At 72.4% G+C, this 22,154-nt stretch carries 21 protein-coding genes, 1 other RNA gene and 1 pseudogene; 17 read left to right on the top strand and 6 right to left on the bottom strand.

What is annotated here, in order from left to right; translation table 11 throughout:
• The first annotated feature begins 277 nt into the window (after nucleotides 1-277).
• Nucleotides 278-661: a transfer-messenger RNA gene (gene ssrA, locus E1294_RS36005) on the top strand.
• 186 nt (nucleotides 662-847) lie between these two features.
• Here the strand turns inward: ssrA and E1294_RS36000 are convergent.
• From E1294_RS36000 to E1294_RS35985, 4 genes are read right to left on the bottom strand one after another with little or no spacing between them, the layout of a single operon-like run.
• Nucleotides 848-1,633, bottom strand: a complete 786-nt coding sequence (locus E1294_RS36000; RefSeq protein ID WP_132515448.1) for a class I SAM-dependent methyltransferase family protein — start codon at nucleotides 1,631-1,633, stop codon at nucleotides 848-850.
• On the bottom strand, nucleotides 1,630-2,190 hold the full coding sequence (locus E1294_RS35995; RefSeq protein ID WP_132515447.1) for a lysophospholipid acyltransferase family protein: 561 nt from the start codon (nucleotides 2,188-2,190) through the stop codon (nucleotides 1,630-1,632). Before E1294_RS35995 ends, E1294_RS36000 begins: the two co-directional genes overlap by 4 nt.
• On the bottom strand, nucleotides 2,187-2,981 hold the full coding sequence (locus E1294_RS35990) for a phosphatidate cytidylyltransferase (protein WP_132515446.1): 795 nt from the start codon (nucleotides 2,979-2,981) through the stop codon (nucleotides 2,187-2,189). The genes E1294_RS35995 and E1294_RS35990 overlap by 4 nt, the downstream gene beginning before the upstream one ends.
• Nucleotides 2,978-3,580 carry a CDP-alcohol phosphatidyltransferase family protein gene (locus tag E1294_RS35985; RefSeq protein ID WP_132515445.1) on the bottom strand — a complete coding sequence of 201 codons (603 nt, stop codon included), beginning with the start codon at nucleotides 3,578-3,580 and terminating at the stop codon, nucleotides 2,978-2,980. The genes E1294_RS35990 and E1294_RS35985 overlap by 4 nt, the downstream gene beginning before the upstream one ends.
• A 95-nt stretch (nucleotides 3,581-3,675) precedes the next feature.
• On the opposite strand from E1294_RS35985, the gene E1294_RS35980 reads away from it, so the two are divergent.
• Complete coding sequence (locus tag E1294_RS35980; protein WP_132515444.1) at nucleotides 3,676-3,828, top strand: DUF4190 domain-containing protein; 153 nt, start codon at nucleotides 3,676-3,678, stop codon at nucleotides 3,826-3,828.
• 162 nt (nucleotides 3,829-3,990) lie between these two features.
• Here E1294_RS35980 and E1294_RS56450 read toward each other — a convergent pair whose 3' ends face one another.
• Nucleotides 3,991-4,122, bottom strand: a complete 132-nt coding sequence (locus E1294_RS56450) for a DoxX family protein (RefSeq protein ID WP_246083539.1) — start codon at nucleotides 4,120-4,122, stop codon at nucleotides 3,991-3,993.
• A gap of 57 nt (nucleotides 4,123-4,179) precedes the next feature.
• Here E1294_RS56450 and E1294_RS35970 point away from each other — a divergent pair, with 57 nt between their 5' ends.
• The 10 genes from E1294_RS35970 (at nucleotide 4,180) to E1294_RS35925 (ending at nucleotide 15,537) form a co-directional block, all read left to right on the top strand.
• Nucleotides 4,180-4,905: a tetratricopeptide repeat protein gene (locus E1294_RS35970; RefSeq protein ID WP_132515443.1), complete on the top strand. Its 726-nt coding sequence runs from the start codon at nucleotides 4,180-4,182 to the stop codon at nucleotides 4,903-4,905.
• Between the two features lie 237 nt (nucleotides 4,906-5,142).
• Nucleotides 5,143-6,387, top strand: a complete 1,245-nt coding sequence (locus tag E1294_RS35965) for an MFS transporter (protein WP_132515442.1) — start codon at nucleotides 5,143-5,145, stop codon at nucleotides 6,385-6,387.
• A gap of 456 nt (nucleotides 6,388-6,843) precedes the next feature.
• Nucleotides 6,844-8,079 carry a sugar transferase gene (locus E1294_RS35960; RefSeq protein WP_132515441.1) on the top strand — a complete coding sequence of 412 codons (1,236 nt, stop codon included), beginning with the start codon at nucleotides 6,844-6,846 and terminating at the stop codon, nucleotides 8,077-8,079.
• Between the two features lie 3 nt (nucleotides 8,080-8,082).
• A complete protein-coding gene (locus E1294_RS35955; RefSeq protein WP_132515440.1) occupies nucleotides 8,083-9,360 on the top strand; it encodes an O-antigen ligase family protein in 1,278 nt (425 codons plus the stop codon).
• Complete coding sequence (locus tag E1294_RS35950; RefSeq protein ID WP_132515439.1) at nucleotides 9,357-10,862, top strand: lipid II flippase MurJ; 1,506 nt, start codon at nucleotides 9,357-9,359, stop codon at nucleotides 10,860-10,862. The genes E1294_RS35955 and E1294_RS35950 overlap by 4 nt, the downstream gene beginning before the upstream one ends.
• Complete coding sequence (locus E1294_RS35945) at nucleotides 10,859-11,560, top strand: polysaccharide deacetylase family protein (protein ID WP_246083538.1); 702 nt, start codon at nucleotides 10,859-10,861, stop codon at nucleotides 11,558-11,560. Before E1294_RS35950 ends, E1294_RS35945 begins: the two co-directional genes overlap by 4 nt.
• A complete protein-coding gene (locus E1294_RS35940) occupies nucleotides 11,557-12,657 on the top strand; it encodes a glycosyltransferase (protein WP_132515438.1) in 1,101 nt (366 codons plus the stop codon). Before E1294_RS35945 ends, E1294_RS35940 begins: the two co-directional genes overlap by 4 nt.
• Entirely contained in the window at nucleotides 12,654-13,229 is a 576-nt protein-coding gene (locus E1294_RS35935; RefSeq protein ID WP_132515437.1) for a lipopolysaccharide biosynthesis protein, read from the top strand. Before E1294_RS35940 ends, E1294_RS35935 begins: the two co-directional genes overlap by 4 nt.
• Nucleotides 13,226-14,347: a GNAT family N-acetyltransferase gene (locus E1294_RS35930; RefSeq protein ID WP_132515436.1), complete on the top strand. Its 1,122-nt coding sequence runs from the start codon at nucleotides 13,226-13,228 to the stop codon at nucleotides 14,345-14,347. Before E1294_RS35935 ends, E1294_RS35930 begins: the two co-directional genes overlap by 4 nt.
• Complete coding sequence (locus E1294_RS35925; protein WP_132515435.1) at nucleotides 14,338-15,537, top strand: glycosyltransferase; 1,200 nt, start codon at nucleotides 14,338-14,340, stop codon at nucleotides 15,535-15,537. The genes E1294_RS35930 and E1294_RS35925 overlap by 10 nt, the downstream gene beginning before the upstream one ends.
• 212 nt (nucleotides 15,538-15,749) lie before the next feature.
• Here E1294_RS35925 and E1294_RS57520 read toward each other — a convergent pair.
• A pseudogene (locus E1294_RS57520) lies at nucleotides 15,750-15,956 on the bottom strand (glycosyl hydrolase); the annotation flags it as partial.
• 603 nt (nucleotides 15,957-16,559) lie between these two features.
• On the opposite strand from E1294_RS57520, the gene E1294_RS35915 reads away from it, so the two are divergent.
• The 5 genes from E1294_RS35915 to E1294_RS35895 all read left to right on the top strand — a co-directional run.
• Nucleotides 16,560-17,720 (top strand): carboxylate--amine ligase, encoded by a 1,161-nt coding sequence (locus E1294_RS35915; protein ID WP_132515434.1) that lies wholly within the window; start codon nucleotides 16,560-16,562, stop codon nucleotides 17,718-17,720.
• A 25-nt stretch (nucleotides 17,721-17,745) separates the two neighbouring features.
• Nucleotides 17,746-18,960, top strand: a complete 1,215-nt coding sequence (locus E1294_RS35910; RefSeq protein ID WP_132515455.1) for an FAD-dependent oxidoreductase — start codon at nucleotides 17,746-17,748, stop codon at nucleotides 18,958-18,960.
• Between the two features lie 67 nt (nucleotides 18,961-19,027).
• Complete coding sequence (locus E1294_RS35905; RefSeq protein ID WP_132515433.1) at nucleotides 19,028-20,203, top strand: GEVED domain-containing protein; 1,176 nt, start codon at nucleotides 19,028-19,030, stop codon at nucleotides 20,201-20,203.
• 102 nt (nucleotides 20,204-20,305) lie between these two features.
• Nucleotides 20,306-21,142 carry a phosphatidylinositol-specific phospholipase C/glycerophosphodiester phosphodiesterase family protein gene (locus tag E1294_RS35900; protein ID WP_132515432.1) on the top strand — a complete coding sequence of 279 codons (837 nt, stop codon included), beginning with the start codon at nucleotides 20,306-20,308 and terminating at the stop codon, nucleotides 21,140-21,142.
• Nucleotides 21,143-21,277: 135 nt separating this feature from the next.
• Nucleotides 21,278-22,154 (top strand): serine/threonine-protein kinase (locus E1294_RS35895; RefSeq protein ID WP_132515431.1); only part of this gene is annotated, 877 nt, incomplete at its 3' end.

Raw genomic sequence — 22,154 nt, 5'->3', positions numbered from 1 at the left:
GAGCAACCAATCGGCCACCCGGGTGCGTCTTACTGAGTGACTGGGCTCGCTCGGGGGGTTGCGGACCCAGTCGCCGTGATGAGATCAGGACTTCATCTCGGGGGAAGTCCTGCCGTCCGGACCGGCTCGACCCTGCCGGTCGGCCCCCGGGAGCGCGTGCCACCGTGCCACGCTCCCGGGGGTTTCGCCATACGGGAATTAAGTTGGCGCAGAGGGCGTTGTCCCATGTACATTCGTGTCGCGCAGCTCTTTAGAGAGATGTGTTGACAACTGCACAGGGGGTGACTGGCTTCGACTTTGGCCTTGCAAGCCAGGTGAAGCGGGCCGAGGACGGCGGACATAACCTCGTTAATCCTGTGACCGCAAACAACAAGTGCCAATTCCAAGAGCACTGTGGCGGCCAGGGACTCCCTGGCCCTCGCTGCCTAAGCAGCGAAACCACTGTCAGCCCGGGAGTGCCTTCGGCCCGGTGTCTGGCATCGCTAGAAGGCTCAACCGGTCGACCCGGCCACGGGGAAGATCGGGAAATCTTACAGTGGCTGAGCCCGTCGGCGACTTGCCTGCGTGATCGCCGGGGCTGAGAAAAGCACAGCAGGCTGCGCCCGGAGAAGCCCTGACTTGGGGTTGAAGGACGCGGGTTCGATTCCCGCCACCTCCACTGTGACATCAGGCCGCCCCTTACCTGCGGAAAATCCACAGGTAAGGGGCGGTTTTCTGGTTGCTGGGGTCGTGATGAGGGTTCGGCGCCTGCTGGAGCGGGACGTCAGCCCAGGCCGGCGCCGTCAGCCCCGCGTTCACGACACTTCCCTCATGATGGGTCAGCAGGACCTCGGCGCACCTGGCCGACCTAGCGGCTCTTGAGGCCACCGGTGTTCTGGGCGGTCGTGACCGCGAAGAGGCCCACCTTCTCCATGCGGCTGACGACGTCCTCGAAGCCTGCTTCCCGCGCCCAGCCGTGCGCCTGCTGCACCGACCTGCACTCCATGACCCACAGCGCACCGTCGCGGTTGGGCAACACGTTGGCGATGAACTCGAGTTGTGGATGGCGGGTCTGGGTGGTGAAGATCAGGACACCGTCGGGCGCGAGCAGGTCACGGAGGCGGGCCACCGATTTGCTGATCAGCTCCTCGTCCAGGATCAGCTCGTACAGCCCGGAGACCACGATGATGTCGGCCGGGCGGTCGAGCGGTGCGGGTTCGAAGGCGTCGCCCTGCTCGTAGACGATGTTGGTCAGGCCGCGTGCCGCCGCCTGCCTCTCCCCGAGTGCCAGCCCGTCGGGCGTCAGGTCGCGGCAGACCACCTGGGTCTCCGGTTGTTCCTTGGCCAGGTCCTGCAGGTAGCGGCCGGGGCCTGAGGCCACGTCGAGGATCAGCGCCCGGCCGGCTCTGGCCGAGACCTCCTCCCTGAGGATGTCGTGCAGCAGGGCCCTTCTGGCACGGATGGCACGCCATCCGACGGCGTTCAGATAGACGCGGTCGATGAGCCTGCCCAGGCCGAGCCGCCCGCGCGGCTCGTTGGCGTAGACGTAGTCGAGCATCGTGCCGCTGTCGAAGCCGTGCCGGTAGCCGATGCGGATGCCCTCGCTGAGCTGTCCGACCGTGCGCAGCAGGAGCCGCATGATGGTCCACTTCATGAAATATCTCCTTCGATGAGCTTGTGTGCGGTTTCCAGGTCGTGAACAGGCCGGCAGAAACGGACGAGGACCTGTCCCCGCCGCACTCGCCCGTGTACGGGCAGCACCTCGGAGGTGCCGTGGATGGTGACGGGCTGGAGCGGCACTCCCGCCTTGCCGGCGACGCGCGCGGCCCCGGAGCGGAACTCGCCCACGCGGCCGTCCCGCGAGCGCGTGCCTTCGGGGAAGACGACGACGATGTGTCCCTGTTCCAGGAGCCGTACGGCGCGCGCGAGGTCGGCCGAGCCGCCCCCGCCCCGCCGTACGGGAAAGCCGGCGACGAGGGCGCGGCAGACGAGCGAGCGCAGCGGGCCCGCGAACCAGTAGTCGGCGGCAGCCGCCACCACGGGCCGGCTGCGCGCGGGCAACGCGGCGAGCAGCGCCGCCGTGTCGGCGTGCGAGGCGTGGTTGGCGACGACCACGCACGGCCGGTCGGGCACCGCCCCTTCCACCCGCAACCCGCCATTGCAGGTGAAGGCGGTCCGCCACAACCATCGCCGCAGGAGAGCGCCGTTCATACGAGCACCACCGCCAGGGCCAGGGCGATCAGGAGGGAGTCGACACGATCCAGCAGGCCACCGAAGCCAGGTAGCCAGGCGCCCGCGTCCTTGACGCCCGCGCCGCGCTTGACCATCGACTCCACCAGGTCGCCGAGCGGCGCGCCGACGGCGACGGCGACGGCCAGAGCGGGGGTGAACGATCCGAGCAGTGCCAGCACGCCGAGCCCGCCTGCCGCGCCGCCCAGCACGCCGCTCCAAGTCTTGACCGGTGACAGCGGTGACAACCGCGGGCCGCCGACGAGGTTGCCGCCGCACCACGCCGCCACATCGGCGATGGCGACGGCCAGGCAGAGGGCGAATGCCTGGGCGGGGCCGAGCAGGACGAGCCCGGCCAGCGGGGCGAACCAGAGCAGCCCGAACATCCCGAAGGCGGCCCTTCGGGATCCGTCCTCCGCGTCGCCGGACAGGACCGGCGTCAGCACCACGGCGAGTAAGCACACGGCCGGTGGCCAGCACATGTCGCCCATCAGGGCGGCGATGGGGAGCAGGGTGGCGTGCGCGAGCAGGATGGCGCGTTCGGGGGCGCGCAGCCGTACCAGGCGGGAGTATTCGAGGGCGCAGACGACGCCGAGCAGGACCGCGAGCGCGGCGGCGCCCTGGGGGCCGAGCAGGAGGCTGCCCGTCACGAGCGGCGCGGCGATGGCCCAGGTGGTCCAGCGGCGTACCAGCTCGCGTTGCCTGGACCACCACACCGCCAGCCCGCTCACCCCGAGGGCTCCGGCCAGGTAGGGGGCAGTGTCGAGGATCATGATCCGGTCTCCTGCGGGGCAGGAGCGGTGCGCAGCTCGCGGTGGACGCGCGCGAGGCGTACGACCGCTGTGAGCAGGGAGCCAGCGGCGAGCACCACCAGCCAGGCCGGCCAGCCCGTGAGGGCGAACACCACCAGCAGGACGCAGCGTTCGGTCTTGCCGATGGGGCCGCCCTGCGGGCGCCGCGCCCCTGCGGCGGCGCCCGCGAGCGCGGCCCACGAGGGGAGGGTGGCGGCCAGCGCGGCGCAGGCCACGAGCGCGGGGTCGGCCAGCGCCAGGCATCCGGCCAGCGCCGCGTACTCGGCGAGCCGGTCACCCAGCTCGTTGACCACGGCGCCGAACCTGGTGGTCCTGCCACCGTCGCGAGCGACGCCGCCGTCGAGGTTCGCGCAGGCCAGGCGGCCGGCGAGGGCCGTCGCGACGGCCGCCGCCACCCACGGTCCCGTCTCACCCAGAGCGAGTACGGCTCCCGCCACCGCGCCGAACACGATGCCTGACACGGTGATGGCCGAAGGACAGACGCCGTGGGCGACCAGGAAGGCCCGCACTCCGCTGAGCCGGGCGGCGTACCAGGGTTTGAGGGCGTAGAGACCGTTCATGTCGGCCACTGTCTCGCGTCACGACAGGCCGATTCATGGGGTGTTCAGCGCATTTGTCCCTGAGTAGTGCTACTTAGGCGTGGGCGGGCCTGGTCATGTGCGGGATCCTGAGCATCGTCGTCGTGATCGTCGGGCACAGCGCGATGACGGAGATCGACCGGTACGGCTTGGAAGGCCGAAGGCTGGCGACGGCGGGGCTGGTGCTCGGCTACATCGCTCTGGGCTTTCTCGTCTATCTGTCGAACTGAGCGCCGAGACGCCCCTCCGGCCGCGCGAATGGCGTGGGCGGAGGGGCGTCTGGCTGCTCAGGCCATGAACCCGAGCACCAGGGAGGCGACAACCGGGGCCATGTAGAGCAGGGGGAACGGTATGTGCGCGTACGAGCGGGCGCGGATCACGGTGATGACGGCTTAGGTGAAGTACGCCACCAGGCAGATCGCGGCCATGACACCGATGACGGGTACGAACAGCCCGACGAGCAGGCCCGCCGCGCCTGCGGCCTTGGCGGCGCCGAGCCAGGGCCACCACGAGCGGGGGCACACCGTAGTCCACCAGGGGACCCACCACCCACGCGGCATGGGTGAAGACGGACACGGCCGGTGCGCTGGCGGCAGGGCCGTTACGAGGAGTCGTACGAGCTCTGCGGGCCGGCTCTGGAGTTGTGCCGCGCGGCCGGCGACCGGCTTGGCGAGTCGCGGGCGCACAACACGCTCGGCAACGTGTGCCTGCGACGCCACGCGTACGAGCGGGCGGACCATCATCTGGAGCAGGCCCTCGCGCTGAGCCGTGAGATCGGTAACCCCGTCGGGGAGGCCTACACCCTGAGCAGTCTCGGCATCAGCCACCAGCGGCAGGGACGCCACGGCGCGGCGCTCGACCACCATCGCCGGGCCCTCGCGCTTCACCGCCGGCTGGGAAACCGGAGGGGTGAGGCCGGCGTGCTCGACCTTCTCGGCCAGGTCCACCGGGCGCAGGGGCGGTACGAGCAGGCCCGTGACCAGCACCGGCACGCGCTGGAGCTCTATCGCGAGCTGGGCGGCCGGAGTGACGAGGCCGCGCCGCTCAACGGGCTGGGGGAGGCCGGACGGTGCCTCGGTGATCACGACCAGGCCGTCGCGTGTCACCGCGACGCCCTGGCCGTCGCGCGCGAGCTGGGCGACCGGGCCGAGGAGGCGCGCGCCCACGAGGGACTGGCGCGTGTCCATCACGATCGTGGCCGCGCCGACGTGGCGCGGGATCACGCGGAGCTGGCCCTGCGCCTCTACGCCGACCTGGGCGTGCCCGAAGCCGCGGCGGTTGAGGCGCTCCTGGCGGAGCTCGGCTGAGCCGTTGATCGGCGCTCTTCCGGACCAGCGAGAACCGGCGTAGGCGGACGAGTCCAGCCATGCTGCGGACAATTGTCCGAGGTGGGCCTCCTGCTGGGAACAGACTCTTGACATGCTGCTCTGCGCACATCATTCTGAGGCCAGCCCATGGTGACCACTGTACGGACGAGTGTCCGCCTGGCGCGCGACTGCGTGCCCGACGGTGGTCTCGTGCCCTCCAGCGCATAGGAGCGCCAGATGAGCAGCACCACAGAGCGCCCCCGGGGCGACGCCTCCCAGCAGGTGACGAAGGCCTCCGTCGCGATCGGGTTCGCGGTCCTATGTGCGTCGTACATGCTCAACGCGATGGACCGGCAGATCTTCTACCCCCTCCTGCCCGAGATCCGGACCGAGCTCGGCTTCTCTCTGGAGCAGGGCGGTCTGCTGGCCACCGGCTTCACGCTGGGCCTCGCGCTCGCCGGGCCCCCTGCCGGATACCTGGCCGACCGGCTCTCCCGCAGGACGATCATCGTCATCAGCGTGCTGGTCTACTCCCTCGGCACGCTGGCCATCCCGCTCGCCGTCGGGTTCGTCGACATGAGCATTTACCGCCTGGTCTCGGGCATCGGCGAGGGCGTCCAGGCCACCGCCCTGTACGCGGTGATCGGGGCGTTCTTCTTCCACCGGCGCGCGCTGGCCGCGGGCGTCGTGGGCGTGGCGTTCGGACTGGGCGTCTTCCTCGGCCCGCTCATCGGCACGGGGCTCGCCGAGAGCTCCGGCACCTGGCGCACGCCGTTCTTCCTGTTCGCCGCCGCCGGTCTCGCCATGAGCCTGCTCATCGCGTTCACGGTGTCACGCAAGATGACCGAGGCGGTCACTGGCACGGCCTCGGAGGCCGACGCCGCGGCGTACGAGCACGTGCCGGCCTCCCCCTACAACCGCAACACCCTCGGCGTGGGCATCGCCTGCGCCGTGTCCGGCCTGGTCTTCTACGGCTATCTCGGGCTCTACCCGACCTTCCTCCGCGAAGGGCTCGGCTTCACCGCGGACCAGGCGGCCTTCGCGGTGTCCATGGGCGGTCTGGGCGCCATGATGGCCCTGCCGGCCGGCTGGTTGGGCGACCGGTTCAACCAGGCCCGCCTCCTGATGTTCGCCATGGTCGCCACGTCGGTCACCGCGTACCTCATGTACCAGGTCGCGACCGCGGCGCCGGCGCAGTATCTGCTGTCGTTCCTCATGGGCACCTTCGCCAGCGGCTTCCTGTTCACCAACTGCTCCACCGCCATGCAGCGGGCCGTCCGCCCGCACCACGTCGGCCGTGGCGCGGGACTGTTCATCCTCACCTATTACGTCGCCGCCGCCTTCTCCGGGCTGCTGTTCGCCCGTCTCGTCGGCGCGCTCGGCTGGGACGGCGCCGGCCTCTGGCAGCTCACCCTCCTGCCCGTGCTCGGCATCGCGGGCCTCCTGCTGGTCAGTCCGGCCAGGATGGTCCTGCGGCGGTAGGCCGGTCCGGCTCCAGAACGGCGGTGTCCCGGTGGACACCGCCGTTCTGCGTGATAAATGCGGCACTAAACGTCGGAATAGCATTCGCCTGCTCAAAGAACGGCCAAAAAAATGTTGCCGAGCGGCGCGGTGATTTCGCCCTTAACGTATTCGATTTTCTCCGTGTGGTGGAGCTACTATCAAGTCGCTCGCTGCGGGATTGTTAGCGTATTGCCTAGGAAAGCCCCTGCTCAACGCCTATGCCGCGGCAGGTTGCCGAAAAGGTGACTATTGGCCTCATGGGTGGATTGGATTGGCTGATCGACGGCCGGTCCGGTCGAACGAGCTAAGTCCGGAGAAGCAGTGGCTGTTAGCGTTGGGGGCGACCGCCGGGCCGCGCGGCCGACGGGGCGCCGGAGCACACGACTATGGCGGGCAGCTCAGCCACTCGCCCTGGGCGGAGTCGACCTTTTGTGCATGGCCTTCACCGCCGCCCAGGTCGGCCGGGGCATCCCGCCCGTCGCCGTCGCGGGGATCGTGGTCGTCGTGCTCAACGGCCTCGGCCGGGTGTACGCGCCGCGGATCCTGCCCTCCAGCCTCGACCGTGGCGGCTGGATCGCCGGATCCGGCTTCGTGGCCGCCTGCGTGGCCTTCCGGGAGTCGGCGTCGTTCGTCACGATCGTGCTGTGCGCGCTGCTCTACACCTTCCTCGCGGTGTGCGGCAGGAACATGCTCGCCTTCGCGGTCCGCAGAGCGCACCGGTACGGGCGGTCGGTGCCCACGCTGGTGATCGGCGCGGGACCGCACGGCCACCGGCTGGCGGAGAGCCTGCTCGCCCACCCGGAGTACGGCCTGCTTCCCCTGGGCTTCCTCGACGAGACGGCCGAAGAGGCCCCTGACCTGCCCGTTCTTGGCCGGCCCGGCGAGGTCGCGCACATCATCCAGGCCTACGAGGTGCGCGCGGTGATCCTCGCGGGGCAGGGGCAGCAGCCGATCGCGCGGACGGCGAGGGCGCTGGGCTGTGACGTGTACCTCGCGCTCGACCTGAGCGAACTGATCGTCGACTTCGTCACGCTGCGCGAGCACGTACGCGGTTTCCCGCTGCTCCGCATGCGTCCCGTCGCGCAGTGCAGCGCGCTCTGGCCGCTGAAGCGGGCACTCGACGTCACGATCGCGCTGACCGGCCTCATCCTGACCGCGCCGGTTCTGGCTCTCTGCGCGCTGATCATTCGCGCGGAGGTCGGCCAGAGCCCGCTCTTCCGGCAGCGGCGGGTGGGCTGCCAGGGGGAGCCGATCGAGGTGATCAAACTCAGGACGATGAAACCCGCCGACGCGCACGAGTCGGAGACCCTGTGGAGCATCGCCCACGACAACCGGGTCGGCCGGGTGGGCAGGCTGCTGCGCAGGACGTCGGTCGACGAGCTCCCGCAGTTGTGGAACGTTCTCAAGGGAGACATGAGCATCGTCGGCCCCCGGCCGGAACGCCCGCACTTCGTCGACGAGTTCTCCCGGACCATTCCCGGCTACGGCCTGCGGCATCGGATGCCGGCCGGGATCACCGGGTGGGCCCAGATCCACGGCCTGCGCGGCGACACCTCGATCGAGGACCGCGCCCGTTTCGACAACCACTACATCGACGGGTGGTCCCTCGGCGCCGACATCAAGATCATGCTGCGGACCGTGTGGTCCCTGCTCCGGCTGGGCGGGAGCTGACCCGTGGGCGCCCATCACCGACCCAGCCTCGTGGCGGCCGCGACCGTGCTCCTGACCTGCCTGCCTGCGGGGCTCGACGGCCCGTTCTCCCACGTGCGGGTGACGGCCGCCGACGTCGCCTCCGTCGCGCTGGCCGCCGTCGCGCTCGCCCTCCTGTTCACGAGCCCGCGGGTGGCCGAACTGCCCCCCCGCGCGCTGGTGCTCGCGCCTGTCGCGGGCGCGGCCGCCATCGCCGTGCTGGCCTCGCCCGACACGCTGGCGAGCGTGCCGGGCTACCTCAGGTACGTCCAGGTGTTCGTGATCGTCCCGCTGGCCGTCATGGTGACGGTGCGCGACCGTGCCGACAGCCTGATCGTGGGCGGGGCCGTCGTCGGCGCCGCGGTGGTGCAGGGCGTGGTCGGGTGCGTTCAGACGCTCACCGGCACCGGGGCGTCGTACGCCGGAGAGCGGGTGCGGGCCGTCGGCACGTTCGGCGCGCTCGACGTCATGGGCATGGCCAGCGTGGTCAGCTTCGGCGCGATCATCCTGCTGGGCGTGGGCCTCGCCGTACGCGGCCGGTGGCGCGCCGCCGCGCTCGGGGGCGCCGCCCTGCTCTGCGTCCCTCTCGCCCTGTCGCTCAGCCGGGGCGCCTGGCTCGCCCTGCTGTGCGCGGCGCTGGTCATGCTCTTCATGCGCAGCCGGGTGCTCGCCGCCCGGGTGCTCCTCGCCGGCGCCGCCGCCGGGATCGTGCTGATCGCCGGCCTCGGCACGGGATCGGACGTGCTGGGACGGCGGGTCGCCTCGATCGCCTCCGCCGTCACCCAGCCCGACCAGTCGCTGAGCGACCGGTACACCCTGTGGCGCACCGCCGCCGGCATGTGGCTCGACCACCCGCTGACCGGGGTCGGACCGCGCCGGTTCGCGGAGCTGCGCGACACGTACGCGCCCATCGAGCTGTCATCCGGCAGCGACACCGACGATCCGGCGCACGGCTTCGAGCGCCGGCCGCTGCTCTCCCCGCACAACATGTACCTGCTGACCCTCAGCGAACAGGGCCTGCTCGGGCTGGCCGCCCTCGGCCTCTGCCTGGGGTCCATGGCGTGGTGGGCGGTCCGAGGGGGCGCGGTGATCGCGGCCGGGCTGCTGACCTGGCAGTTGGCCGACTTCGTCTACGGCGACATCGGCGGCCCTCCGACGCTGGTCATGTCGGTCGTCCTGGGGCTGGTCCTGTCGCGCGTCACCCGGCGCGCGGCGCTGCCGCCGCTGAGCGGCGCACCGGGCGGGCGCGGCGGGCACCGATGACGACGGCCACCTCGCCCGCGGTCAAGGCCGTCAGCGTCACCGCGCTGCTCATCGGGCTCGGCTCGCTGCTCGGCTTCGCCCGCGACCTGCTGCTGGGCACGACGTTCGGGGCCGACGCCGGCACCGACGCGTTCCTCGTCGCCTGGACGATCCCGGAGACCGCGGCGCCCCTGCTCATCGAGGGTGCGATGGCCTTCGTGCTGGTCCCGCTGTTCAGCCGGGCGGTGGAGGCGGGCGACGATCCGCGGGCCCTCGTGTCGTCGACGTTGCCGTACCTGTCTCTCGCGCTCGCGGCGCTGAGTGCGATGGCCGCCGCGGGCGCGCCGTGGCTGGTCGGCCTGCTCGCCCCCGGCATACCGAGGGCCGACCTCGCGGCCGACTGCATGCGTGTCGCCTCGGTCACGATCCTGACGTTCGGGCTGGCCGGGTACCTCAGCGCGGCGCTCCGCTCGCACCAGGCGTTCGCGCCGCCGGCCGCCATCTACGTCGCCTACAACCTGGGGATCATCGTCTGCCTGTGGTCGCTGCGCGACCAGGGCGCGTACGCCGCCGCGGTGGGCGTGGCCGTGGGCGGCGTGGGCATGGTGCTCGTCCAGGCCCCGGCGTTCGTCCGGCGCTTCGGCCCGCCCCGCCGCCCCACGCGCGGGGTGCCGCTGCCCCTGGCCGCGTTCCTGCCGATCGCGATCTTCACGCTCGCGCGCCAGAGCCAGGTCTTCATCGAGAGGTTCGTCGGTTCCTCGTTGTCCGAGGGGTCGATCTCGCACCTCAACTACGCGCAGAAGATCGCGCAGGTGCCGATGGTGTTGTCCCTGATCGTGGCGACGGTGACCTTCCCCGACCTGGCCCGCGCCGTCGCCGCCGGCGACGGCGAGCAAGCGCGCCGGAGGCTGGTCGGCGACCTGGTCGCCGCCTCGGCGATCGTGCTGCCCGCCACGGCGGCGCTGCTGGTCTGCGCTCCCGACGTCGTGGCCGTCCTGCTGCGGTACGGCGCGTTCACCGAGGCGGACGCCGCCGCCACCGCGCGGATCATGCAGGTGTACACGCTGGGACTGCTCGGCCAGGCGGTGGTCGGGGTCGTGTGCCGTACCTACTTCTGCGGGCCCCGCGCCTCCTGGTACCCGGCGCTCGCGATGGTCGCGGGGCTGGCCGTGACGGTCGTGCTGGCCCGGCCGGCGTGGGGGGTCACGGGGCTGGCCGCGGCCAACGCGGCCGGGATCACGCTGACCGGCGTGGTGCTGCTGGCCGGACTGCGCAGGCGCGTCATCGCCCTGCCGCTGCGCGCCGCCGCCACGCCTGTCGGCGTGCTGCTCGTGGCCGCCGCCGCCGCCGCGGGAGCGGGCTGGGCGACGCGGCCGCTGCTGGCGGACCTGCCGCGGCCGGTGGCCCTGGGCCTGGCGTGCGCCGCGATCGCCGCCGCCTTCTGCGCCGTCGCGGCCCTCGCGGGGGCCACGACCACGCTCACCGAAATCACCCGCTCGATCAGGACGCGAGGTCGCGGATGACCGCCATGCCGTACGTGCTCATGTACCACTCCGTCGAGAAGTGTGACAACGATCCCTTCCAGATCACCGTCTCGCCCGACCGCTTCGACCGGCAACTGCGCTGGCTGGCCCGGTGCGGCCTGACCGGCGTCTCCATGCGCGAGCTGCTGCGCGCCCACGCAGAGGGCAACGCCAGGCGCCTGGTCGGGCTCACTTTCGACGACGGGTACGCCGACTTCCTCGGCGAGGTCGTGCCCGCGCTGCTCGAACGCGGGTTCACCGCCACGGTCTTCGTGGTGTCCGACCTGATCGGCGAGCACAACGCCTGGGACGCCGCAGGGCCGCGCAAGCGCCTCATGGACGCGGACGGCGTGCGCCGGGCCGCGCGGCAGGGCATGGAGGTCGGCTCGCACTCGGCCAGGCACCGCTCGCTGACCGGCCTGAGCGAGGCCGACCTCTGGCACGAGGTGACGGCCGGCAAGGCGGTGCTGGAGAACCTGCTCGGCGAGCCGGTGACCGGATACTGCTACCCGTACGGGCACGCCGGCGCGCGCGAGGTGGACGCCGTCCGCAGGGCCGGCTACGGCTACGGCTGCGCGATCTGGAAGTCCGAGCTCAGCGGTCGCTACGCGCTGCCGCGTACCTACGTCGGCGAGCGGGACGGCGCGCTGCGGCTGCGCGTCAAGCGGGTGCGTCACCAGGTCCGGTGGTGCTGGTGAAGGTCCTGCATGTCATCACCGGTCTGGCGGCGGGCGGAGCGGAGCAGCAGCTGCGCTTCCTGCTGCCGCATCTGCGCGCCCGGTGCGACGTCGCGGTGCTCACCGGCTCCGGCGTGGTCGCGGACGCCATCGCGCGCACCGGCGTGCCCGTCCACCAGGTCGGGATGCGCGGGAACCGGGACCTGCGGGCCGTCGGGCGGCTGGCCCGGCTCATGCGCAGGCGCCGCTACGAAGTGGTGCACACCCACCTGTACCGCGCCTGCGTGTACGGCAGGCTGGCCGCGCGGCTGGCGAACGTCCCCGCGATCGTGGCGACCGAGCACTCGATCGGCCGCGAGCACATCGAGGGGCGCCGCCTCACCCGCCCCGTCAGGGCGTTGTACCTCGCCAGCGAGCTGCTCGGGCACCTGACCGTGGCCGTCTCGCCGACCGTGGCCGACCGGCTGGCCGGCTGGGGCGTGCCGCGCTCGCGCATCGTGGTGATCCCCAACGGCGTCGACGGCAGGGCGTTCGGCTTCGACGCGGCGCTGCGCCGGCGCACTCGTCAGCGGCTGGGCGTGCCCGCGCACGCCTTCGTGATCGGCGGGGTCGGCCGGCTGGAGCCGGGCAAACGTTTCGACACGCTGATCGAGGCGCTGCCGGCGCTCGGATCCGCCGTTCTGCTCCTGGTCGGCTCGGGTTCGTGCGAGCCGCGCCTGCGGCAGCTGGCCGCTGCGGTGGGCGCGGGACACCGGGTGATCTTCGCCGGCGAGTCGACCGACGTGCGGGCGATGTTGTCGGCGATGGACGTGCTGGCCGCGCCGTCGGCGGAGGAGACGTTCGGGCTGGCGGTCGTCGAGGCGCTCGCCGCGGGCCTCCCGGTCCTGTACGACACCTGCCCGGCCGTCGACGACCTGCCGCCGGGTTCGGCGCCCGGGGCCAGGCGTGTCCCTCCGGACCGGCTCGCCACCGAACTTGCCGTGCTCGCCGCCCGCCCGCCCGGGCGGCTGCCCCCGCCCGACGCCGTCCGCCTCTACGACATCCGCCGCCAGGCCGACCGGCTGGAGTCGCTCTATCTGCGCCTGCTGGGCGCCGCACCCACGGAGGATCAACGATGACATGGACCCGGGCCCGCATCATGGGCGTGCTCGCGCGATGGTGGCTGCCGCTGTCCCTGGCACTGGGGGCGTCGGGCGGGGCCGCGTACGCCGTGGCCACGGACGCCGTCTACGCCGCCGACGCCTACGTCGTGGTGGTGGCGGGCGGCGACCCGGCGCAGGCGATCGACTTCGCCTCCGCCTACGCCCGGATCTCCGCCCACCCCGGCCTGCTCACCGGCGACGCGAACGAATGGGGCAGCCTGAGCGTGGCGGCCTCGCCGGACGCCCCGCTGGTGCGTCTCACGTCCGTGGCGCCCACCGCGTGGGAGGCCGCGGACCGCGTCAACCGGGCCGCCACCGCGCTGGTCACGTACGCCAACAGGCACGCCACCGACACCCGCGTGCGGCTGGCGCCCTTTGCCAGCGCGTCCATCCCGACCCGCCCCTCGGCCCCGGTGCCGCTGGTCAGCGTGGTGGTCGGCGCTTTCGGGGCGGCCCTGGTCGCCGGCCTGGTCCGCCTGGCCGCGCCGCAGGCACTCCGGCAGGCGCGGCGCGAGCCCGCGCCGGTGCTGAGCGGGGCGGAGGCGTGAGCGCCGCGCCCTCGCGCACCGCGCGGCTCACGCTGCGGGTCGTGCCCCGGAACGCGCTCGCGGGGTTGTCGGAGGACTGGGCCGACCTGTACGCGCGCAGCTCGGCGGCCACGCCGTTCCAGTCGTACAGCTGGCTCTGCTCCTGGTGGCGGGCCTATGGAACTCCGGGGAGGCTGCGGGTGTTCCTGGCGTACCGGGGCGGGCGGCTGGTCGCGGCGGCGCCCCTCAGGCTGGAGTACCGGCTGGGCTGCCGGGTGCTGACGCCCGTCGGCGGCGGGCAGTCCGACTTCACGGACATCATGGTGGACGACGCCGAGGGGGACACCGGCCTGCGCGAGTTGCGCGCCGGGCTGCTCGCCCAGCCGGGCTGGGACGTGATCGACCTGCCCGAGGCGCGGCCGGGCGCGGCCGTCCTGCGGCTGGCCGGGCTCTGGGGCGGCCGGGCCTGGACCCTGCCCGCGTCCACCTGCCTGCAGCTGCCGGGACAGCCGATCGAGCAGGTGATGGCCGGGCTCAACGGCCGGCGGGCGCGCCGGCTGCGGACGGCGTTGCGCAAGCTCGACGCGATGGACCTGTCGGTGGACGTGGTCGAGCCGGACCGGGTCGAGCACGCGGTGACCGAGCTGCTGCGGCTGCACGTCCTGCAGTGGGAGAGCCGGGGGATCAACGCGCAGCACACGCAGCCGCGGTTCATGGATCATCTGACGCGGGCCACGCGGTCGCTGGTGACGGAGGACCGCGCGGTGCTGAAGGAGTTCAGGGTGCGGGGGCGGTTGCGGGCCTGCGATCTGACCGTGGTCGGCAAGGACTTCGTGGGCGGCTACCTGTACGGCGCCGATCCGGAGCTGCGTGCCGAGGCCGACGTCCTCACGATGTTGTTGCGCGACAACCTGGAGACGACCCACCGGCTGGGCAGGCCGGTGCTGAGCCTGCTGCGCGGCGACGAGCCGCACAAGGCGAAGTTCGGCTGCGAGGCGGTCGTCAACCAGCGGGTGATGCTCGGCCGTGGTGTCCGGTCCGGCGCCTACGCCGCGAGCGTGGACGCCCGCGCGGCGGGCCAGGACCTGCTGAAGCGGCGCTGCCCGCGGCTGGTGGAGAGGTTCGCGGCATGGCGGTGACGCCGCGCGTCCTGCACGTCACGCAGCCGGTGGACGGCGGCGTCGGCGCCTACGTGGCGACGGCCGCCGCCGATCAGGCGCGGCGGGGCTGGCGGGTCGCGGTCGCCTGCCCGCCGGCCGGCCGGTTCGCCGGCCCGCTGGCCGGGGAGCTGGCCGGTCTGGGGGTGCCCTGCCTGGCCTGGGCGGCGACCCGCGCGCCGGGGCTCGCCGACGTGGGGCAGGCGGCCCGGCTGGCGCGGATCGTCAGGGAGTTCGGCCCCGACGTGGTGCACCTGCACTCGTCCAAGGCCGGGCTGGCGGGCAGGGCCGCGCTGCGGGGACGGGTGCCCACGCTCTTCCAGCCGCACGGCTGGTCGTGGCTGGCGGCCCGTGGCGCGCTCGCCGCCGCGGCGCTGGGCTGGGAACGGCTGGCCGCGCGCTGGGCCGACCTGGTGATCTGCGTCGGTGCGGGCGAAGCGGCGCTGGCCAGGCGGTACGGCGTGCTCGCCGAGCTCGTGGTGGTGCGCAACGGCGTGGACCTGCGCCGGTTCCGGCCCGCCGGCCCGGAGGAGCGCGCGGCGGCCCGGGCGGGCCACGGCATCCCGGAGGGGACGCCGCTGGCGGTCTGCGTCGGCAGGATCACCCGGCAGAAGGGCCAGGACCTGCTGCTGTCGGCGTGGGAGCGGGTGGCCGCGCGCGACGACGCGGCCCGGCTGGCCGTCGTCGGCGACGGCCCGCTGCTGCCCGCGCTGCGGGCGCGGGCCGTGCCGCGCGTTCACTTCGCCGGCGACGTGGCCGACGCCAGGCCCTGGTACGTCGCGGCCGACGTGGTGGTGTTGCCCTCCCGCTGGGAAGGGCTGCCGTTCACGGCGCTGGAGGCGCTGGCCACGGGACGCTCGCTCATCGCCTGCGGGGTGCCGGGGATCTCAGAGGTGGTGACCGGCGGGGTCGGCGCGGTCGTCGCGCCCGGCGACGTGGTGGCGTTGGCCGAGGCGCTGCTGCTCAGGCTCGGGAGCCCCTCGCTCGCCGCCGCGGAGGGGTCGGCCGCCGTGGAGCTGGCGGGCGGGTTCGACGTGGGCCGGTCGATGGACGCGCTCGCCTCGTGCACGCTCGGGCTGCTGGGGGTCGGTACGGGGAACGGACGCCGATGCAGCCGCTCGCGGAAGACCTCCGCCGAGCGCGGGTTCGACGAGCACTGCCAGATGCCGTGAGGACAGTAATCGGAGATCGAGTGATAGAGCACATTGTGACTGTCGATCCAGTCGAGCATCCGGCGGACGTAGTCGGGCCGGTCGCCGTTGCGGAACAACCCCCACTCGGGGAACGAGAGGGCCTTGCCGTGCTGGGCGGCGAAGTCGGCGTGCGCCTGCAGCCCGTACGGCTGGTTGACGTAGTCGGAGAAGTCCTGGCCCGGCCCCTGGTCGTAGCTGTCCATGCCGATGATGTCGACCACGTCGTCACCCGGGTAGCACTCCGTCCAGGGGATCGCGTCGAGCCCGCGGCTGGGCGCGAAGTCGAAGCGGAACCGCTGGCCGGGCGCCGCGCGCATGGCCGCCACGATGCGCCGCCAGTACTGCTTCCACGCCTCCGGGTTCGGCGCGCAGCGGCTGGAGTAGGTCGTGCCGTTCATCTCCCAGCCGAGCACGATGATCGTGTCGCCGGCGCCGGCGGAGACCAGTCTCCTGCCGAGCTCCCCGAAATGGTGGTCGTGGTCGCCGCGGGCGCCCTCGGCCAGCCGCTGCGCCACTTCCTCGTCCGGCATCCCGGACTCGTTCGGAGCGATCATCGGCACGTTCAGCGCCAGGACCCGGTCCGGCCTGGCGGCACGCCAGCGGGTCCAGGGGCCGAGGACGAACTCGGCTCCCTCGATCGACTTCCAGGTCTCGCCGGGCAGGTAGGTGCGTCCCACCGTCACGCTGCTGTTCAACCAGGACTCGAAGCGTTCCAGATGCTTGGGGCCGCGCGAGTCGGAGCCCACGAAGACGCCCAGCGCCGCGCCGTGAGCGCGCCGGTCTTCCGGCGGGTCGTCGCCCCATGCGCCCAGGCCCAGCCACACCGCCGCCGCGATCGTGACAATCGCCAGCGAACAGCGCAGATAGCCCTTTCTCATCACCATCGCATATCTCCCGTCGGAGTTTTCCCTCATTCCCTACACCCCGAATAACGGCCGATCTGATATTCACCCTGAGATTTGCCGGATCAATAGCTTTTCGTAAGGAGGAGGACGTAAATCATGCTCGATTGCACCGTCCCGGCGCTCGTGCTGCGACTGGACTCCAATGTCTTTCATCACGGGACGCTCGGCGCCATTCGCTCGCTCGGCAGGGCCGGAGTGGAGGTGCACGGGCTCGTCGAGGGCGCGCACGCGCCGACGTACCGCTCCCGGTATCTGGCGCGGATGCACACGTGGTCGCGCGGCCGCGACACCGTCCAGGCGCTCACGCGGGCCGCCGACCGCATCGGACGCCGGGCCGTGCTCCTGACGCTGGACGACGCGGGGGCCATCGCCGTCGCCGAGCACGCGGCCGATCTGCGCCCCTTCTACCTCATGCCCGACCAGATGCCCGGCCTGCCGCGCACGCTGGCGGACAAACGCCTGCTGCACCAGCTCTGCTCCACGCTCGGCGTCGTCCAGCCGGAGACCCGCCTGATCACGGGCGCCGGCGACGCGGCGGCGGCCGTCGCCGACTTCGGGCTGCCGCTGGTCGCCAAGTGGGCCCAGCCGTGGCTCCTGCCCACGGGCATCGGGCTGCGCAAGACCGGTCTGGTGCGCAGGACCCAGCAGGTGGAGCGGCTGCTCCGGCACGTGGAGGGGCGCGAGCTGCTGTTCCAGCGCTTCGTGCCGGGAGGGCCGGGCTCGGACTGGTTCTTCCACGGTTATTTCGACGAGAACTCGCGCTGCCTGTACGGCGGCGCGGGACGGAAGGAGCGCGCCTACCCGAGAGGCGCCGGGCTCACCACCTGGGGACGGTGGCTGCCCAACCCGGTCGTGGAGGGCGCGGCGCGCGAACTGGCGGTGACGCTGGGATACCGCGGGGTCGTCGACATCGACTTCCGCCACGACCCGGCGGCGGACACCTACCACCTGCTGGACTTCAATCCCCGGCTCGGCGCCCAGTTCCGCCTGTTCACCGACCGCGACGGCCTCGACCTCGTACGCGCCGCCCACCTGCATCTCTCCGGCCGGTGGACGACGCGGGGCCGGACCGGTCACGGACGGACGTACGTGGTGGAGAACTACGACCTCTTCACGGCCGGCCCGAAAAGCCTGCGCGCCCTGTGCGCGGCCGATGAATTCGCCTGGTTGTCGGCCGACGACCTCCGGCCTTTCGTGGGAATGGCCGGACAGACGATAAAGCGTGGTCTCACCCGGCTTGCCGGGTCACGGAAATGACGATGGAGGAAATTTGCGCACGCCGGTGATTGACGTGGCGATCGTGGGCGCGGGCCCGTACGGGCTTTCTGTGGCGGCTCACGCGCTGGGCGCCGGACTCGACGTCCGGATATTCGGAAAACCGATGCGGGCATGGGAATTCCACATGCCCCGCGGAATGTTGCTGAAGTCGGAGGCGGCCGCGTCCCATCTGGGCGACCCGGAGCGACGCTACGGCCTCGACGCGTTCCACCGCTACGCGTACGGCGAGCCGGTGCCCGCGGAGCGGTTCGTCGCGTACGGCAAGTGGTTCCGCGCGCGGACGGTGGGCCAGGCCCTGGACGAGTCGGAGGTGACGGCCGTCGGCGCGGAGGGGCACCTGTTCGCGCTCTCGCTGTCGTCGGGGGCGTCCGTCCTGGCCAGGACCGCGGTGCTGGCCGTGGGGCACCTGCCGTTCGCCCACCGGCCCGGCGTTCTGGCCGGGCTGCCGCCCGAGGCGGCCACGCACAGCTGCGACCATCACGATCTGGGCGCGTTCGCGGGCCGCGACGTGACCGTTCTGGGGGCGGGGCAGTCGGCGCTGGAGACCGCGACGTTGCTGGCGGAGGCAGGTGCGAGCGTCCGGATCGTGGCCAGGGCGGACGCGCTGGCCTGGAACGACGTCCCCGCGGAGCGGCGTTCGCTCCTGGCCCGCGCACGGGCACCGCGGTCCCGGCTGGGCGGCGGCTGGCCCTCCGTCGCCTGGTCGCGGTTGCCGGGCGCGATCAGGTATCTGCCGGGCGCGACCCGCGACCACATCGTGCGCAACACGCTCGGACCCGCCGGCTCCTGGTGGTTGCGGGACCGCTTCGACGGAGCCGTCAAGGTGATCCTGGGCACGCGGCTGACCGGCGCCGAGCACCGAGGCGAGCACGGTGACGGTGTCCGGCTGCACCTGAGGGACCTGTCGGGGGCGGTCACCACGCTCGACACCGAGCACGTGATCGCGGCCACCGGCTACCGGGTGGACGTGGAGAGGATCACGCTGCTCCGGGAGGATCTGCGGCGCGCGGTGGCGTCGCCGGGCCCCGCGCCGCGGCTCAGCGGCACCTTCGAGACGTCCGTCGCGGGGCTCCACCTGGTCGGGCTGGCGGCGGCGGCCACGTTCGGGCCTTCCATGCGGTTCGTGTGCGGGTGCGACTTCGCCGCCCGCCGCGTGACCAGGGGTCTCGTGAGCCGCCTGCGCAGGGCGCGGCGTACGGCGAAATTGCCGATGTCTTGACCGTGTCCCGCCGCCCGCTGATCAGGCATGACGGTAGATCTGGATCACCAGCTTCGGGGGAGCAAGAATGGCTTTTCGCGTGATGGTGGCCTGCACGGCCACGGCGTTCGTCGGCGTCTCGGGGGTCGCTCCCGTCGCGCGTGCCGACAGCGCGCCATCGTCGTTCACCAACTCGGCCACGGTGGCCTCGGGCCGCGCGCCGTCCGGTGTGACGGTGACGGTGCGGAAGGAGATGATCGGGACGGCGCGGGTGGCGTCGGCAGAGGCGTCGTCCGCCAACCCCGCGGCGCCCGACGACGAATACCTGATCCCGGCCAACACCAAGACGTCCGCGGGTTTCGTCGACCTCTACGAGGGCTTCGCGGCCGAGGACGGCGAGTGGAGCGACGTCGCCCGGCTGACGTTCACGTTCTCCAGGCCCGTACGCGACCCGCGGCTGCACGTGTTCGGCACGGGCGGCGCCTCGGGCGAGTCCAGGAAGCGCCGCGACGACTACTGGCCCGCCGTCGAACTGGTCGGCGGCGTACCCGCCATGCCCACCTTCTCCTGGGCGGCCGGGTTCCCCGGGTACCGGGTCACGAGCGACGCGATCGCCCCGGAAAGGGTCTATCCCGCCCGTTCCACGACCTGCGGGGTTGTCTACACCTGCGGGACGGCCAAGGTGAACGGCACGGTCAGCACGTTCACGGTCAAGCTGAAGGCGTATGACGTGCGCCACGGGCGGGGCGGGTCCATGCCGCAGTTGTGGGCCGCGTTCAAGCTGTCGCTGGCCGAGGACGTCTCCGACGCGCCTGCCTCGTTCGGTGTGGCCTCTCACGCGATCACTGACTCCCATCTGGGGTGGTCGGTGAGCGACGACCACACCGGCGAGGTGAGCATGACCCCGCGCGCCCTGCCCCTGGACACGGGGGACGACGCCATGGAGGGCGGGGAGGAGCGCAGCGTGCTCAGCGGCCGGAGGTGCCGGATCTCGGTGCCCGTGACCGCCGGATCGCCGTCGAAGGTCGCCGGCTGGATCGACTTCGACCGCGACGGCCGCTTCGACGCCGACGAGCGGGCCACCACGCTGGTCGACGAGGGCGCCACGGACGCCGAGCTGACCTGGCCCATTCCCGAGTCGCTGCCCGCCGGCCCCGTCTGGATGCGGCTGCGCCTGGTCGCCAGGGCCGAGTCCGTGGACTCGGCGACGGGATGGGCCGACAGCGGCGAGGTCGAGGACCACCAGATCCAGTTCGTCGAGTGAGCCTCGTGACCGCCGCCGGCAGTTAGGCGAGATGTCACCCGTGTCACAACTTGCACGCGTAACGTGTCACGCATCCCTTACCTCCCATGTCAAGGAGATACGATGTTGCGTCGAACCCTCGGCGTGCTGGTCGCGGCAGGAACCATGCTGCTGGCGGCCGCTCCCGCTCAGGCGGCCGGCCGGCCGGAGCCGCTGCCACGCGCCCACGCGCACAACGACTACGAGCACGAGCGGCCGCTTCTTGACGCGCTCGACCACGGGTTCACGAGCGTCGAGGCCGACATCTACCTGGTGGACGGCGAGCTGCGGGTCGGGCACGACCCCGAGGACCTGCGTCCCGGCCGCACGCTGCAGTCGCTCTACCTCGACCCGCTGATCCGCCGGGCGCGCCACGGGAGCGTCTTTCCCGGCACCCGGCAGCGACTCCAGCTGCTCGTGGACATCAAGAACAACGGGGAGGCCACGTACACCGAGCTCGACCGGGTGCTCAAGGCGTACAAGAGGATGCTCACCACCTACCACAAGGGCAAGGTGCGGCCCGGCGCGGTGACCGTGGTCGTCAGCGGCGAACGGCCGCGCGAGCTCATGGCCGGCCAGGACCGGCGCTACGCCTTCTACGACGGGCGCATGGACGACCTGGGGCAGGGCGACCCGGGCCTGATCCCGCTGATCAGCGACAACTGGACCAACCACTTCAGCTGGCTGGGCGAGGGCGAGATGCCGGCCGCCGAGCGGGCCAAACTGCGCGAGATCGTGACGACCGCGCACCGCGACGGGCAGAGGGTGCGGTTCTGGGCCACCCCCGACACGGCCGGTGCCGCGCGTGACGCGCTCTGGCGGGAGCTCGTCGCGGCCGACGTGGACCACATCAACACCGACGACCTGGCGGGACTCCGGGACTTCCTGCGCGAGCACGACCGCGAGCGCGCCGCGGCGTAGGCCCCGCGCGGACGTTCACGACCGCTCAGTAAGCCGCCTGGTGGGGCGTCCGGTGCGCCGCCCGGTGGGGACTGACCGGCCTCGCCGGGTGGCTGGCCGGGTGGCAAATGCCGGGACCTGGCTACTCTGTCTGCGATGGACGGTGACCGGGTCATAGGCGGGTACGCGCTGCGGCGCGTCCTCGGCCAGGGCGGCATGGGAGAGGTGCACCTCGCGGCCACGCCCACCGGCGGCCTGGCCGCGGTCAAGCTCATCCACCCCGCGCTGGCCAGGGATCCGGCCTTCCGCCGGCGCTTCGAGCGAGAGGTGGCGGCGGCCCGCCGGGTGGCCAGGTTCTGCACCGCGCCCGTCCTGGACGCCGGCATCGACGGCGAGGTCGCCTACCTCGTCACCGAATACGTCAAAGGGCCCGACCTCGCGCAGGCCGTACACGACCAGGGGCCGCTGTCGGGCGGCAACCTCGAGGCGCTGGCCGTGGGCATCGCGACCGCGCTGAGCGCCATCCACGGGGCCGGGGTGATCCACCGCGACCTCAAACCGTCCAACGTGCTCCTGTCGCCGCTCGGCCCCCGCGTCATCGACTTCGGCATCGCCCAGCTCGTGGACAACGACAGCCTGGCCAGCCAGGCGATCCTCGGGACGCCCGCCTTCATGGCGCCGGAACAGGTGCGCGGGGAGCCGCTCACACCCGCCGCCGACGTGTTCGCCTGGGGCGGTGTGATCGCGTTCGCGGGGACGGGACGGCTGCCCTTTGGGGGCGGGGCTCCGGGGGAGGTCCTCTACCGGATCATGCAGGACGGGCCCGGACTGGACGGGCTGGAGGAGGGCATCAGGGGGATCGTGGAGCGTGCCCTCGCCAAGGACCCCCGCCTGCGGCCCGGCGCGCAGGCACTGCTGGCGGAACTGGTGGGCGGCACCCGCCTCGCCGCCGCCACGGAGGTGGTCGAACGCACCTGGACGGGCACGGTCCCCACCGGCCCAAGCCCCACCCCCACCCCGGACACCCCGGTCC

The organism is Nonomuraea diastatica (assembly GCF_004349015.1).
Classification (GTDB): domain Bacteria; phylum Actinomycetota; class Actinomycetes; order Streptosporangiales; family Streptosporangiaceae; genus Nonomuraea; species Nonomuraea diastatica.
This window is presented reverse-complemented; position numbering and strand designations above follow the sequence as displayed.